The 15,308-nt window shown below is 68.3% G+C and carries 13 protein-coding genes; 6 read left to right on the top strand and 7 right to left on the bottom strand.

All coding sequences use genetic code 11. The features are described from left to right. The 5 genes from MKK63_RS09985 to MKK63_RS09965 form a co-directional block, all read left to right on the top strand. On the top strand, positions 1-1,714 hold a 1,714-nt coding region (locus MKK63_RS09985), incomplete at its 5' end, for a potassium transporter Kup (RefSeq protein WP_244001176.1). Between the two features lie 158 nt (positions 1,715-1,872). After that, positions 1,873-2,277 (top strand): CsbD family protein, encoded by a 405-nt coding sequence (locus MKK63_RS09980; RefSeq protein WP_244001174.1) that lies wholly within the window; start codon positions 1,873-1,875, stop codon positions 2,275-2,277. 211 nt (positions 2,278-2,488) lie between these two features. Then, complete coding sequence (gene ahcY / locus MKK63_RS09975) at positions 2,489-3,889, top strand: adenosylhomocysteinase (RefSeq protein ID WP_244001172.1); 1,401 nt, start codon at positions 2,489-2,491, stop codon at positions 3,887-3,889. A gap of 369 nt (positions 3,890-4,258) precedes the next feature. Beyond that, positions 4,259-6,799, top strand: coding sequence for a PAS domain-containing sensor histidine kinase (locus MKK63_RS09970; RefSeq protein ID WP_244001170.1), 2,541 nt, complete (start codon positions 4,259-4,261; stop codon positions 6,797-6,799). A gap of 79 nt (positions 6,800-6,878) precedes the next feature. Then, positions 6,879-8,111, top strand: coding sequence for an MFS transporter (locus tag MKK63_RS09965; RefSeq protein ID WP_244001168.1), 1,233 nt, complete (start codon positions 6,879-6,881; stop codon positions 8,109-8,111). A 181-nt stretch (positions 8,112-8,292) separates the two neighbouring features. Here the strand turns inward: MKK63_RS09965 and tolB are convergent, their stop codons facing one another. From tolB to tolQ, 4 genes are all read right to left on the bottom strand, one after another. After that, positions 8,293-9,630, bottom strand: a complete 1,338-nt coding sequence (gene tolB / locus MKK63_RS09960) for a Tol-Pal system beta propeller repeat protein TolB (protein WP_244001166.1) — start codon at positions 9,628-9,630, stop codon at positions 8,293-8,295. A gap of 68 nt (positions 9,631-9,698) precedes the next feature. Then, positions 9,699-11,075 carry a cell envelope integrity protein TolA gene (gene tolA, locus MKK63_RS09955; RefSeq protein WP_244001164.1) on the bottom strand — a complete coding sequence of 459 codons (1,377 nt, stop codon included), beginning with the start codon at positions 11,073-11,075 and terminating at the stop codon, positions 9,699-9,701. A 10-nt stretch (positions 11,076-11,085) separates the two neighbouring features. Next, positions 11,086-11,529: an ExbD/TolR family protein gene (locus tag MKK63_RS09950; RefSeq protein WP_243918374.1), complete on the bottom strand. Its 444-nt coding sequence runs from the start codon at positions 11,527-11,529 to the stop codon at positions 11,086-11,088. A gap of 24 nt (positions 11,530-11,553) precedes the next feature. Then, positions 11,554-12,270 (bottom strand): protein TolQ, encoded by a 717-nt coding sequence (tolQ, locus tag MKK63_RS09945; RefSeq protein ID WP_091713126.1) that lies wholly within the window; start codon positions 12,268-12,270, stop codon positions 11,554-11,556. A 308-nt stretch (positions 12,271-12,578) separates the two neighbouring features. Between tolQ and MKK63_RS09940 the strand changes: the two genes are divergently transcribed. After that, positions 12,579-13,367, top strand: coding sequence for an HpcH/HpaI aldolase family protein (locus tag MKK63_RS09940; RefSeq protein ID WP_244001162.1), 789 nt, complete (start codon positions 12,579-12,581; stop codon positions 13,365-13,367). Between the two features lie 3 nt (positions 13,368-13,370). On the opposite strand, the gene ybgC is transcribed toward MKK63_RS09940, so the two are convergent. The 3 genes from ybgC to MKK63_RS09925 all read right to left on the bottom strand — a co-directional run. Further along, positions 13,371-13,817, bottom strand: coding sequence for a tol-pal system-associated acyl-CoA thioesterase (gene ybgC, locus MKK63_RS09935; protein ID WP_244001160.1), 447 nt, complete (start codon positions 13,815-13,817; stop codon positions 13,371-13,373). A gap of 99 nt (positions 13,818-13,916) precedes the next feature. Next, on the bottom strand, positions 13,917-14,639 hold the full coding sequence (locus MKK63_RS09930) for a DUF4142 domain-containing protein (protein ID WP_244001158.1): 723 nt from the start codon (positions 14,637-14,639) through the stop codon (positions 13,917-13,919). Between the two features lie 377 nt (positions 14,640-15,016). Continuing rightward, on the bottom strand, positions 15,017-15,308 hold a 292-nt coding region (locus tag MKK63_RS09925), incomplete at its 5' end, for a Holliday junction DNA helicase RuvB C-terminal domain-containing protein (RefSeq protein ID WP_279574612.1).

The raw sequence follows: 15,308 nt of genomic DNA, 5'->3' as shown, positions 1-15,308 counted from the left end.
GTGGTCGCTGATCCTGATCGTCTCGCTCAAATACGCGGTGCTGATCCTGCGCGCCGACAACCGCGGCGAGGGCGGCATCGTCGCCATGCTGGCGCTGCTCGGCGCACGGCATGCCCGGCCGGGCTCGTGGAAGGCGCTGCTCCTCGTGGTCGGGCTGGTCGGGGCGGCGCTGCTCTACGGCGACGGGGCGATCACGCCGGCGATCTCGGTGCTCTCGGCCGTCGAGGGGTTGAAGGTCGATGCACCGTCGCTCGGCCCGTACGTGGTGCCGATCACGCTCGCGATTCTGGTTGGGCTGTTCCTGGTCCAGTACAAGGGCGTGGCCGCCATCGGCCGGGTGTTCGGCCCGGTCATGTTCGCGTGGTTCCTCATTCTGGGTCTGCTCGGGATCGTCGGGATCCTGCACAATCCCGAGATCCTCGCCGCCGCCGATCCGCTCCGGGCGCTCGACTTCATGTTCCATGCCGGTTTTGCCGTCAGCTTCGCCATGCTGGGCGCGGCGTTCCTGGCGGTGACGGGCGGCGAGGCGATGTATGCCGATCTCGGCCATTTCGGCGCCCTGCCGATCCGTCTGGCTTGGTTCGCCCTGGTCCTGCCGGCGCTGGTGCTCAACTATTTCGGGCAGGGGGCGCTGCTGATCGCCGATCCGAGCGCAATCGAGAACCCGTTCTTCCGCCTGTGTCCGGACTGGGCGCACTATCCGCTGGTGGCACTCGCCACCATGGCGACGGTCATCGCCTCGCAGGCGATCATCTCGGGGGTGTTTTCGCTGACCCAGCAATCGGTGCAGCTCGGCTTCCTCCCGGCGATGCGCATCGTCCAGACGGCCCGGGACGAGCGCGGCCAGATCTACGTCCCGGTGGTGAACTGGCTGCTCGCCGTGGCCACCCTCGTGGCGGTGGTGATGTTCGGCTCCTCCGACGCGCTGGCCGGCGCCTACGGCATCGCGGTCTCGATGCTGATGGGCATCACCACGCTGCTCGCCGCGTTGATCGCGCTTCGCTGGGGCTACAACCCGATCCTGGTCTTCGCGGTGAACGGCTTCTTCCTGGCCATCGACCTCGTGTTCTTCGCCGCCAACAGCGTGAAGATCCTGGAGGGCGGCTGGTTTCCCCTGGTGCTCGCCGGCTTCGTCGCGCTGATGATGCTGACCTGGAAGAAAGGCAACGAGCTTGTCGAGGAAGCGCGCGTCCTCCTGCGCCTGCCGGAGGATATCTTCCTCTCCGGCCTCCAACACCGCGAGCTGCTGCGCCTGCCGGGCACCGCGGCCTTCTTGTCGGCGGCCGAGCACGGGATCCCGCTGCACCTGTCCCGGTTCGTGGAGCGCAACCACGCCCTGATGGAGCGCATCCTGATCATCACGGCGCTCTACGAGGAGACCCCGACCGTCGAGCGGGAGCAGCGCGCGCACGTGACGATCCTGGCGCCGGACTTCTACCGGGTGATTCTGCGCTACGGCTTCATGGAGGAGGCCTCGATCCCCGAGGGTCTGGCCTGTGCGGTCGAATCGCGCCACCTGCCGCCGCACGTGCTCGATGACATGACCATCTTCGTTGGCCACGAGACGATCATCGCCAAGAGTGACGATCGCGGTATGGCACCCTGGCGGGAGAACCTCTTCGCCTTCATGCAGCGCAACGCGGAGCGCACCGGCGCCTTCTTCGGAGTCCCGACCCGGCAGGTGGTGGAAGTCGGGACTGAAATCGAAATCTGAGGGATCTGCGGCCGCGTGAGACGCGGCTTTGGAGGGGCAGGACGCACCGAAACGTGTGATTCGATCCGCGTTCCGAACGGAACCGCAACGCTCCCGCCCCGTTCCGCCCCGACGCAGGCGGTGCGCCATCCCGGCGCATGCCGGATCGGAGGGACACGATGAACAGGGATCATCTCGAAGGCGGTCTCCGCCACCTCGGTGGCCGGGCCAAGACGGCTGCCGGCGCGGTCAGCGGCAATCCGGGACGCCAGTTCGAGGGCGCTTACGACCAAGCCGCCGGCGCCGCTCAATACGCCTATGGCGAAGCCCGGAACGCCGTGCGGGACCTGCGCGACGGCGGTGAGCATCTCGTCGAGGAGGGCCGGACTCGGTTCCGCGACGTCAGCGCGCGCGGCCGGGACCTCGCCGACGAGGCCTTCGAGCGCGGGCAGCACTACCGGGACCGCGCCGTTCACCACAGCCGCAGCATCGCGGCACGCGCGGACGAGAATCGCGGAACGACCCTCGCCCTCGTGGCCGCCGTCGCGTTCGCCGTTGGCTGGCTGGCTCGCCCGACCCGCTAACGAAGCGCCTCGTGGACCTGCCGGGGCAGCCTAGCGGCCGTCCCGGCTCTGACGCCGTATCGTGACGCGCTCGCTTGCGCCGAACCGGTGTCTACTTCGGGGGAGCGCGCTCAAGAACGTATAAAGACATGTTTATGTCTTGATTGCTTCGTGGCTCGCGAGGTGGTAGAGGCTCGCGCCGAACCCCACGCGAACACGGAGCGGTCGACACATGGCCAAGGATTACATCGTCAAGGACATCGGGCTGGCTGATTACGGCCGCAAGGAGATCTCGATCGCCGAGACGGAGATGCCGGGCCTGATGGCGGTCCGCGAGGAGTACGGCGCTGCGCAGCCCCTGAAGGGCGCCAAGATCGCCGGCTCGCTCCACATGACCATCCAGACCGCCGTGCTGATCGAGACCCTCAAGGCGCTCGGCGCCGACATCCGCTGGGTCTCCTGCAACATCTACTCGACCCAGGACCACGCCGCCGCCGCCATCGCGGCCGCCGGCGTCCCGGTCTTCGCCGTGAAGGGCGAGACCCTGGAGGAGTACTGGGATTACACCTCGCGCCTGTTCGATTGGCATGGCGGCGGCACGCCGAACATGATCCTGGACGATGGCGGCGACGCCACCATGTTCGTCCACCTTGGCCTGCGTGCCGAGAACGGCGACACTGCCTTCCTCGATAAGCCGGAGAGCGAGGAGGAGGAGGTTTTCTTCGCGCTGCTCAAGAAGAAGCTCGCCGAGAAGCCGAAGGGCTGGTTCGCTGGCCTCGCCGACAGCATCAAGGGTGTCTCCGAGGAGACCACCACGGGCGTCCACCGCCTCTACGTGCTGGCCAAGGAGGGCAAGCTGCTCTTCCCGGCGATCAACGTGAACGACTCGGTCACCAAGTCGAAGTTCGACAACCTCTACGGCTGTAAGGAATCACTGGTCGACGGTATCCGCCGCGGCACCGACGTCATGATGGCCGGCAAGGTCGCCATGGTCGCCGGCTTCGGTGACGTCGGCAAGGGCTCGGCCGCGTCCCTGCGCAACGCCGGCTGCCGCGTGCTCGTGTCGGAGATCGACCCGATCTGCGCGCTTCAGGCTGCCATGGAGGGCTACGAGGTCGTGACCATGGAGGATGCGGCCCCGCGCGCCGACATCTTCGTCACCGCCACGGGCAACAAGGACATCATCACCCTCGACCACATGCGGGCGATGAAGGACCGGGCGATCGTCTGCAACATCGGCCACTTCGACAACGAGATTCAGGTCGTCGGCCTGAAAAACCTCAAGTGGTCCAACATAAAGCCGCAGGTGGACGAGATCACCTTCGCGGACGGGCACCGCATCATCCTCCTGTCGGAGGGGCGGCTGGTGAACCTCGGCAACGCGACCGGACACCCGTCCTTCGTGATGTCGGCCTCGTTCACCAACCAGACGCTGGCCCAGATCGAGCTGTGGTCCAACCCGGGTAAGTATCAGAAGCAGGTCTACACCCTGCCCAAGACCCTCGACGAGAAGGTCGCGGCCCTGCATCTGGAGAAGATCGGCGTGAAGCTCTCGAAGCTCCGCCCCGATCAGGCGGCCTATATCGGCGTCTCCGAGACCGGCCCGTTCAAGCCCGAGCACTACCGCTACTGAGGCTCCGAAGGGCGCGCGGACGCGCCCGACCACCGGTTGCATATCCGGTGGTCGGGCCACGTTTGGAGCCCATTCATGGCGATTCCTGGAGGCCCGGCGCACTGCGTCGGGCCTTCTTGTTTGTCAAGCTGTGTATGCGGGCTCGGACTGTGTCTTCTGTGTGTCGTTAACGACTGATTATGCGCGTCGGTCAAAAGCCACGCTTCGTTCCCCTTCCGGGTGGATTCCTACGCACGGTAGAGTGCCGTCGAATCTTTGATCGATGGGGCCGCGCCGGTTCGGGAGAACCGCCGCGGGGACGGTGCGTTTGGCGCCGCGCGATGGCGCGCGCCGCTCGCATCGCCGTCGACGGCGGGGGCGGGGCAAACCATGGGTGTCGGTCGGGCGACCCACATTCGAATCGGCGTGGGTGCGCTCGCTCTCACCACGGCGAGCGCGGCTCTGGCCGAGCTCGTCGATGCGCCCGCGGCCCATTCCGCGCGCGAGATCCACAGCGTGGCCGCGCTGGCGATCTTCGGCGGCCTGGTCGCCTTCGCGGTCATCCTGTCCCTGCTGCACCTCTATGAGCGCAACCGCTGGACCCGGCGCGAGCGCGAACTGGCCGCGGCCCTCGACGTCCTGCGCGGTGCCCATGACCGCGCCGAGATGCTGCTCAACGCCGAGCGCCAGATCATCGTCACCTGGGACCGGCGCAGCGAACCGGTGGTGGAAGGCGATGTCGGCCTTGCGATCAACGGCGAGCGTCCCGCCTCAGGCTATGCCCGGCGCGTCTTGGCCTTCGGCACCTGGCTCGTCGCCGCGGACGCGAATGCGGTCGAGGCCTCCGTCGAAGCCTTGCGGGCGCGTGGCACGGGCTTCACGCTGAGCCTGCGGACGCAGACCGGCCGCAGCATCGAGGCGCACGGGCAGGCGGTGGCCGGCCGGGCGCTCCTACGCCTGCGCGAGACCAGCCAGGAACGCAGCGAGATCGCGGACCTGCGGGCCACCCTGGACGAAACCCGCCGGGGCCTCTCGACGCTGTCCGGGCTGCTCGACGCGATCCCGCAGCCCGTGTGGCGGCGGACCCGCGAGGGCAGCCTGAGCTGGGTCAACGCCGCCTACGTCAACGCCGTCGAGGCGGAGAGCCGCGAGGCCGCCCTCGATGCCGGTCTGGAGCTGTTCGACCGGCCGGCCCGGGAGACCATCGCCCGCGAGGAGGCGGCCCGCGCCGCCGGCCTGACCCGGAGCCTGCCGCGGCTCTCGGCCATCGTGGGCGGCAACCGGCGCATGCTCGACGTGTTCGAGACCAGCCTCGATACCGGCCGCGTCGGCATCGCCATCGACGTGTCGGAACTGGAGAGCGTCCGCGCCGACCTGCAGCGGCAGATGAATGCCAATGTCCGCACCCTCGACCAGTTGCCGACCGCGGTGGCGATGTTCGATGTGTCGCAGCGGCTGATCTTCCACAACGCCGCCTACCGTCAGCTCTGGGACCTCGACCAGGCGTTCCTGGACGGCCGGCCGTCCGACGGCGAGATCCTCGATCATCTGCGCGCGAAGCGGAAGCTTGAGGAGCATGCCGATTTCCGGGGCTGGAAGCAGGGCGTGCTCGCCGCCTACCGCGCCGCCGAGGCGAACCAGTCGTGGTGGTACCTACCCGACGGGCGGACGCTCCGCGTCGTGGCGGATCCGAACCCGCAGGGCGGCCTGACCTACCTGTTCGACGACGTCTCCGACCATCTGAACGCTGAATCGCGGTACAACGCCCTGCGCCGCCTGCAGGCCGAAACCCTCGACACCTTGGCCGAGCCGGTCGCGGTGTTCGGGGCCGACGGCCGGTTGACGCTCGCCAACCGCGCGTTCCTGACCGTGTGGCAGCTCGACCCCGCGATGGTCGAGGAGCGCCCGCACGTCGATGCCGTCATTGCGGCCTGCCGGGAACTGGCGCCCGCCGAGGAGCCGTGGCTCGACATCCGCGACGCGGTGGTCGGCCTCGAATCGCGGACTGCCAGGGCCTGCCGCCTGGAAGTGGCCGACGGCTCCGTGCTGGATTGCGCTGCCCAGCCGCTGCCGGAGGGTGCGACGCTCCTGACCCTGATCGACGTCACCGCCAGCGTGAACGTCGAGCGGGCGCTCACCGAGAAGAACGACGCCCTGGAGAAGGCCGCCCAGCTGCGCGACACCTTCGTGCACCACGTCTCCTACGAGCTGCGCTCGCCGCTCACCAACATCATCGGCTTCACGCAGCTCCTGGGCGACGAGACGGTCGGCGCCCTCAATGAGCGGCAGCGCGAATACGCCGACCACATCATGCGCTCCTCCGCCGCGCTCCTCGTCATCATCAACGATATTCTCGATCTCGCCTCGATCGATGCAGGCTCGCTGGAGCTTCAGCGCGAGGACGTGGACGTCCAGGCCACCATCGAGGCGGCCGTGCGCGGCATCGAGGACCGGCTCGCCGAATCGCGCATCACCCTCTCCCTCGACGTGCCCGAGGATATCGGCAGCGTGCATGCCGACGGGAAACGCGTCCGCCAGATCCTGTTCAACTTGCTCTCCAACGCGGTCGGGTTCTCGGAGGCCGGGCAACGCGTGGAGGTTCATGCCCGCCGCAGCGGCCAGGAACTGCTGTTGAGCGTACGGGATTACGGGCGCGGCATGCCCCAGGAGATCGCCGACTCGGTCTTCAACCGGTTCGAGAGCCATACCCTCGGCACGCGGCATCGGGGGGTCGGGCTCGGCCTGTCGATCGTCCGCTCCTTCGTGGAGCTACATGGGGGCCGCGTCCATCTGGAGACAGCGACTGGAGCCGGCACCTGCGTGACCTGCACCTTTCCGCTGGATCCGGCCGCCCGGTCGCGCCGCGAGCCGATCCTGGATGTCCTGCCCTCGGCCACGCCGCCGCGAAAGCCCGGGCTGGCGCTGCATTAGGCGGTACGGCAGGCGCAAAAGCCGATGCCGCCGCGACCGTTGGGCTTGATTCTTCAGCCTGTGCCGCGCAGCAGGGGATATGGCCAAACAGGATCGCTCCGGCTGGGCCGTCTTCGGCATCGGCGATTTCCGCCTGTTCGGGGCGGCGCGCTTCCTCACGGGCCTCGCCTACCAGATGCAGGCGGTGGCAATCGGCTGGTTCGTCTACGACCTGACCCATTCCCCCCTTGCGCTGGGCCTCGTCGGCCTCGCAGGCTTTCTACCGGCGATCGTTTGCGCGTTGATCACCGGCCATGTCGCGGATGCCTATGACCGCCGCCTCGTCGGCGCCGGGGCCTTCGCGCTCCAGAGCGTGGCGAGCTTCGGTCTCCTGGCCTGCGCCCTGTCGGGCGTCCACGTGATCTGGCCGATCTACGCCCTGGTGATTCTGGTCGGCACCGCCCGGGCCTTCGCCAACCCGGCCCTCCAGGCCTTGCTGCCGACCCTGGTTCCGGCAACGCAGTTCAGCTCGGCCATCGCGTGGAACGCCTCCCTCTGGCAGAGCGCCTCGGTGATGGGGCCGGCGCTCGGCGGCTTCCTCTACGCGCTCGGGCCGGCGGTCGTGTTCGGCGGAGCGGGGGCAAGTTTTGCACTGGCGAGCGTCCTCACCGCGCTGATCCGTTTTCGGCCGGCGTCCGTCGGCGAAAGACCGCCGATCACCTGGGCGGCCCTCTCGGCCGGGATCGCCTATATCCGCTCGCAGCCGGTGGTGCTCGGCGCGATCAGCCTCGACCTGTTCACCGTCCTCCTCGGCGGCGCCACGGCGCTGCTGCCGATCTATGCCGGGGAGGTGCTGCATGTCGGCCCCCTCGGGCTCGGGGCGCTGCGCAGCATGCCGGCCTTTGGGGCCGTCACCCTGGCGGTGCTACTGGCGAACTATCCCCTCCGGCGCCATGCGGGCCTGCGCATGCTCCGGGCGGCGGCCGTGTTCGGTGCCGCCACGGTGGTGTTCGGCCTCTCGACCTCGCTCCCCCTGTCGATGGCCTGCCTGTTCGTCACCGGCGCGGCCGACATGATCTCGGTCTATGTCCGCCAGACCTTCGTGCAGGGTGAGACACCGGACGCCATGCGCGGCCGGGTCTCGGCGGTGAACACGGTGTTCATCGGCGCCTCGAACGAGCTCGGCGAGTTCGAATCCGGGGTTCTGGCCGCCGCAATCGGGGCGGTCCCGGCGGTGGTGGCGGGCGGCGCGGCAACGGTCGGCGTCGCGCTGCTGTGGGGCAGGCTGTTCCCGGCGCTCCGGAATCGGGACCGGCTTACGGTGCAGGGATAAAAGCGATGATCCCTCGACAGCACCATTCGGCACGCGAAAGAGATAATTCTTTGCGGATCAGTCTCTTGAGGGTGTGCCCTGCGGTCCGAAACGCTGTCGCAAGCCGCCGTCCGAACACCCATCGTGATCCGCGGCTCGCGGCCGGAGCCCGACTGGCAGCCGGGCTCCCGCTCGGTCCTGCTCAGCGCCCGCCGAGCAGCGGCGACCACGTCGGATCCGACGCGTAGGCCGGCGTCGGGACCGGCTGCTCGACCTTGCCGGTGATGTCGACCATGAACAGCTTGCCGCCGCCCTGGCCGCCGGGATCGCGGAAGAACAGCACGTACTGGCCGTTCGGCGCGAAGGTCGGTCCCTCGTTGTGGAAGCCTTCGGTGAGGACGCGCTCGCCGGTGCCGTCCGGTTTCGACACGCAGATCGCGAATCCGCCGTTGCGCTGGCGCGTGTAGGCGATCAGGTCGCCACGCGGCGAGAAGGCCGGCTGCGAGGCCGAGCCCGAACCGAAGGTGATTCGGTGCGGGTTCGAGCCGTCCGCGCCCATCACGTAGACCTGCTGAGAGCCGCCACGATCCGATTCGAAGGCGATCTGCGCGCCGTCCGGCGAGTAGGTCGGCGAGGTGTCGATCGCCATGCCGTTCGTGATCGAGCGCTGGGCCTTCGAGGCGAGGTCCATGGTGACGATGTCGGCGTTGCCGCCCTGCTGGACGCTCATGACGATCTTGCGGCCGTCCGGCGAGAAGCGCGGGCTCGCACTCATCGAGTCGACACTGCCGAGCGCCTGCCGTGAACCCGTCTCCAGGTTGATCATCTGCACCCGCGGCTGGTGGCCGCTGGCCTGGGCCATGAAGGCGATGTCCTGGGTGGCCGGCGAGTAGCGCGGCGCCACCACCGACATCTCGCCGCTGGTGATCGCCCGGACGTTGGCGCCGTCCTGATCCATCACCATCAGGCGCTTGCGGCGGTTCTCCTTGGGGCCGGTCTCGTCCACGAAGGCGATGCGGCTGTCGAACCAGGGTCCGAGGCCGGTGATCTTGGTGTAGACCGCGTCCGAGATCAGGTGGCCGGTGCGCCGGACATTGGCGGCGTCGGTCCCGTATTGCTGGCCGGTCATCTGCTGGCCGGAGGTCACGTCCCAGAGCCGGAACTCGACCTTGACCCGGCCGGCATCGCGGACGACGCGACCGGTCACGAGCCCCTGGACGCCGGTGGCGCGCCACTTCTCGAAGTTCGGAGCGGCGTCGAAGTTCGGCTGCTCGGGAAAGCGCGCATGCTCGAGCGGCGTGAAATACCCTGAGCGGCGCAGGTTGTTGGTGACCACGCCGGAGACGAGGCCGGCGAGGCTCGGATCGCCGCCGAAATCCGCGATGGCGATCGGCATCGGCTGGAAGTTGCCGCCGCCGATGCGCAGTTGCAGCTGCGCCTGGGCGGGCCCGGCCAGGAAGGCCGTCAGCAACGCGAAGACCGCGATCAGGCGCGCGGCGAAGGACGTCGGGAGGCGCCCGACGGAGGGCAGGTGATGCATGATGGGTCGGATCCGAGTGACGATCTGACGAGGCGGCCGGATCAGGGCGGAAGAAGGGCTGGAGGGCCTCACGTCGCCGTGAATTCGAACTCCGCGTTGATGGCCTTCCAGTCGTTGTAATACGGCGCGTAGGTGGCCGGAATGTTGTACGGCGCGCAGCGGCGGACCGCCCGGAGCGCGGCCTGCGCGATCGACTGATCCACCGAACTCGATCCGCCGCGCATGATCCGCGGCTCGGTGCTGAGCGAGCCGTTCGGGTTCAGGCGGATGTCGAGCACCGGCAGGACCACCCCCTGGGCTGCGCCGGGGGGCGCCGAGTAGCAGCGCTCGATCTGCTGCTGGAGCAGGCCGACCAGGGCGTCCCGCAGCGACGGCGACAGGCGCTGGGCATTGCCGGTCGCGGCGCCGAGCGCGGCCACCTTCTGCACCGTCTGGCCGGTGGCGCCGGTCGATTGCGACGGTGCCTTCGAGGCCAGCATCGAGCGGATGTCGCCCGCATTGAACTTGTTGGCGAGTTCGGCCTGCTTGCGCGCCTTGGCCTCCCCGTCGGCCTTGGCCTTCGCGTCCGCCATCGCCTTGGCCTTCGCTTTGGCGGCGGCATCCGCCTTGGCTGCAGCTTCGGCCTTCGCAGCCTCCGCCTTGGCTTTTGCGGCGGCCTCGGCCTTCTCGCGCTCGGCCTCAGCCTTCGCCTCGGCGAGGTCCTTCTGGCGCTCGGCTTCCGCCTCGGCCTTCGCCTTGGCGTCCGCAGCCTTCTTGGCGGCTTCCTTCGCGGCCTCGGCCTTGGCGGCAGCCTCGGCCTTCGCCTTCGCGGCAGCGGCCTTCTGGGCGGCCAATTCGGCCTCCGCCTCCTGCTTCTCGATCAGCTTCTCAAGCTGCTCGCGCTTCTCGGCCTCGGCCTTCTCGGCGGCTTCCGCCTTGGCTTTCGCTTCGGCCTTTGCCTCTGCCTTGGCGGCTGCAGCCTTCTCGGCCGACGCTTTCTCGGCCGCAGCCTTGGCGGCTTTCTCGGCTGCCTTTTCCGCGGCTTTCTCGGCGGCCGCCTTCTCGGCGTCCCGCTTTTCCTGGGCCGCCTTGGCGGCCTGAGCCACCTCCTGCGGGTCCGGCTCGCTGCGCAGCGGCATCTCCTCCGCGTTGGCGAGCTTCATCTGGGCCGTGCGCGTGGGCGCGGTCGGCGCGTCGGTCTTGGCGTTCTCGGGTTCGCGATCCTCGACCTTCTCGGCCTTGCGGTCGGCGCGGGAGGTCGCGTTCGGCATCGGCTTGTCGGCCTGCCGCTCACCCTTGGTGATCTCGGAGAACTGGTTCTCGGTGATCACCTCGACGGGCACGCCCTCCTGCGCCTCCGGCAGGGCCGGGGCGGCGACGCTGAACAGGGCGAGCCCGAGCAGCGCGACATGGGTGCCGGCGGAGATCCAGACACCCGGTTCCTTGCGGTCGAAGCGGAACTCCACGATCCAGGCCCTACTGATGCTCAGGCTCGGTCACGAGGGCGACCTTCTTGAAGCCGCCGCCGGTCACGATCGCCATCACCTGCGCCACCCGGCCGTAATCGACCCGCTTGTCGCCGCGCACGAAGACGCGCTCCTCGGTCCCGGTCTTGGCGGTTTCCATCAGCTTCGGCACGATCGTGTCGTCGGTGAGTTCGTCCTCGCCGAGGAAGATCTGGCCGTTCTGGCGGATCGACAGGGTGATCGGCTTCACGTCGGAATTGAGCGGCGAGGCCTTGGATTGCGGCAGGTCCAGCGGAACGCCGACCGTCATCATCGGTGCGGCCACCATGAAGATGATCAGGAGCACCAGCACGACGTCGATGAACGGCGTCATGTTGATCTCGTTGATCGGGCCGCCGCGCCGGCTCCGACGACGGCGCTTGCCGCCCTGCGATGCGCCTGCTGCCATACCCATAATCGTGTCTCCTCCGGATCGGCCTCAGGCGGCGAGCGGCAGACGCTCGTCGATCTGGCGGGACAGGATGGCGGAAAACTCGTCGGCGAAGCCCTCCAGCCGCGACTGCAGCTTGGCGACTTCGGCCTGGAGCTTGTTGTAGGCGAGCACCGCCGGGATCGCGGCGAACAGGCCGATGGCGGTGGCAAACAGCGCCTCGGCGATACCGGGGGCGACGACGGCCAGCGACGTGTTCTTGGAGGCCGCGATCGAGGTGAACGCGGTCATGATGCCCCAGACCGTGCCGAACAGGCCGATATACGGGCCGGCCGAGCCGATCGAGGCGAGGAACAGAAGGCGGGACTCAAGCCGCTCCACCTCGCGGTGGATGGTGACGTCGAGCTGCTTCTCGATGCGCTGCGACAGGGACTGGATCTGGCGGCCCGAACCTTCGAACGAGCGCTTCCACTCCCGCATGGCGGCGACGAAGACGGCAGCCAACCCGGTGGCCGGGCGGTCGTTGAACGAGCGAAAAAGCTCCTCCAGGGAGCGGCCGGACCAGAACGCATCTTCGAACGCGTCCATCTCGGCCCGGGTGCGGCGGAACAGCAGCGTCTTGTCGACGATGATCGACCAGCACCAGATCGAGGCGCTGAGCAGCCCGATCATCACGATCTTCACGACGAAGTGGGCCTGCAGAAACAGACCGAGCAGCGTCATGTCGGCGACAGGCGCGGCCTGCATCGCGTCGGCTGGGTTCATCTGTCGAGGTCTCCTGCTCCGGACCGCGCTGCGCCGGGCGAGGCCCGCGTCCGCCGGATCCGTGAGCGATATCAATGCTGTCGCCCGCGAATCTGTCGAAAGTAAGGGCCATCGGAAGCCCCCGCGCCCCGCCATGGCGGCGGACTTGTTAAGGGCGCGACAGGGTTAAGGATCGGTTTCGATCCCGGCGATCCTGAGGCGTCCGGCTGTTCGAACCGGGGCGGGGTGGACCTGCCGGAACCGGGTCCCGTATGGTCACGGCCGGCGACACCGAGTCGCGCATCACGCGAGATCTGCACAGGAAGCGCATGACACTTCCCGTTCCCAGTCTTCAGGAGCTGCTGCCCACGGGCCATGCCCGGTTCCTCGGATGGTCCTGTATCGCCGATCCCGCCATCGCGGGCGCTTTGGCGCGGGCCGGATTCGACGCGGTACTGCTGGATCAGCAGCACGGGGCCTACGATTACAGAACAAGCTGTGCGGCGATCACCGAGGTGGCGCTCGCCGGCAAGCCCGCCTTGGTACGGGTGCCGGTCGGCGAGTTCGCCATGGTGTCGCGGATGCTCGACGCGGGTGCGGCCGGGATCGTGGCGCCGATGATCAACACGGCGGCGCAGGCTGAGGCGCTCGCCGCGGCCGCCAAGTTTCCTCCGGTCGGTCAGCGCAGTTGGGGCCCGGACCGGGCGATCCTGCTGTCCGGACTCCGGGACGGGACGGAGTATCTCGCGGGCGGCAATGCACGCGCGCTCACCATCGCCATGTGCGAGACGGCGGAGTCGATCGCCGCCCTCGAATCGATCCTGGCGGTGCCAGGCATCGACGGGATCCTGGTCGGGCCCGCCGACCTTTCGATCGCCCTGTCCCGGGGCGCGGCCATTGACCCGACGGGTTCGGCCGTCACGGCGGCACTCGGCGAGATCGTCCGCAGGACCCTGGCGGCGGGCAAGCTGCCCTGCGCCTTCGCGCCTTCGGCCGCCCGCGCGCGCGAGATGGTGGCGATGGGCTTCCAGCTCGTCTCGATCGCTTACGACTCGATGACCATCGCGGAGGCATTCGCGCGGCTGCTGCGCGAGGCTGATCCGTCCCGGGCGGGCTGAGACCTATCCGGCGGGGCCGAGCCGGCGCCGCAGAGCCTCCGGCAGGCGGACGGCGCGGCCGTCGCGGACACAGGCAACCGTGACCTCGGCGGCGACCAGCAGCACGTCGCCCCGGCGCACCTCCTGGGCAAGCTGCATCGAAGCGCCGCGCAGGGTTCGTGTGCGGGTGACGATGGTCAGCAGATCGTCCATCCGGGCCGGGCTGACGAAATCGAGGCTCATCCGGCGGACCACGAAGACGAGGCCCTGCGCCTCCCGGTGCAGGTCGGACTGGTCGCCGGCGAGGTCGCGCAGCAGCTCCGTGCGGCCGCGTTCCAGAAATCGCAGGTAGCTCGCGTGATAGACGAAGCCCGAGAAATCGGTGTCCTCGTAGTAGACGCGGACGCTCATGCGATGTGGCGGCGCGTCCGCCGCCTTCGGATCGCCGGTCGCGGCCAAGGGTTCGGTCATGCCGGTCCTTTAGCGGCCGCCAGCACGGACGTGCAATACGACGAAGGCCGCCCCTTGGGGGGACGGCCTTCGCGTAAGTCAGAGCGTGATTGGGATCGATCAGCCGCCGATGCGGTTGGCGAGGGTCGCCGAATGCGCGTGCTCGTCGGCGATGTAGGGCAGCGCCTCGTTGGCGAACTTGCGGCCCTGGGCGTTGTCGCCCGACTTCGCGTAGGCGTCGTAGAGCGCCAGGGTCTGAGCGTCGGAGCGGGCCTGCTGATCGACATAAGTCCGATCGAAGGCGCGGCCGTTCGGGGCCGACTGCAGCCGCGCGAGGCGCGCCTGACCGCGCTCGCCGAGCGCCACGCGGCGACCCTGCTCGGCGGGGCTGTTGTCGATGATGCCGACCGCGCCCAGTGCGCCGCCCACAATGCTGGTGCCGATATTCGCGGCCACGGTCACCGGCGCCAGCACCAGGCCGATCGGGTTGCTCAGATCGGTCCGGATGCCCTCGTTGTCGGAGACGACCGTGCCGTTGCGCGACAGGGACGTGTTCGGGGGCAGCAGGGCGTCAGTGGTCGCCTTGCGCTCAACCAGAACGCGGTTGGCGTAGTTGCGGACCTGCGGGTTGCGCGACCGCTGCAGGGCGATCCGGCTTGCCTCGATGCTGGTGGCGTCCGAGCGCAGGGCCTCGGCGCGGAAGGCCGGGGTCTCGGTGGCGGCGGCGCCCACGCCGTCCTGCTGGGCGAAGGGCAGCACGCGGATCGGCAGCGCGTCCTGCGCGAAGGCCGGAGCGGTGAAGGCAGCGGAAAGGCCGAGGACGGCGAGCGTCATTCTCTTCATGGCGGAAGTTGATCCCTGACGTTGTTCTTGAGGCTGGAAGATCTGTCGCGAACCGAGGGGCAGGGCCCTGAATGCGACAGCCTAGCCGGCACCAAACCAAGTTGGCGCGGTCGCCACCACAACAGGTGCGTCTTCGCCCTGTTCCATGCCGGAACCAAGTTTTTCCCGTCTCGTCAGTTTGAACGCAGGTTGCCAAGCTTGGCTATACAGATGAAAACGTGAGACTAAAATTTAAGTGCTGACAGCATGTTACCGATTTTTATGGCGCCGCTTGGCCGGCGATCGTCTTGGTCATTTCGGGGTCATCGCCCATGAAGCGATTGAATTGCTGACCTGAACGAAGCGCATGGGTCATCACTCGGACGTGTTCAGAAGGCTTATCCTTCGAAAAGACGGGACTGATCATTTCGATCCTTCCCGGGCACGGCCAGCCCCATATGGGTGTCGGCAGCCCGGATCAGATCCCTCCCTCGGCGGGTGCGCTGCACGATGCCGCGCGGGAGCAGATACGGCTCGAAGATGTCCTCGAGCGCGTCCCGCGGATCCGACAACGCCGCCCCGATCGTTTCGCTGCCCCCAGGCCCTCCCCCGAACGAGCGCGCGATCAGGCTCAGGTACTTGCGGTCCATCACGTCGAGACCCGCCTCGTCGACGTCGAGCATCTTCAGC

Source organism: Methylobacterium sp. J-088 (genome assembly GCF_022829295.1).
Lineage (GTDB): Bacteria > Pseudomonadota > Alphaproteobacteria > Rhizobiales > Beijerinckiaceae > Methylobacterium.
The sequence above is the reverse complement of the archived record's forward strand: the minus strand, read 5'-3'. Positions and strand labels throughout refer to the sequence as shown.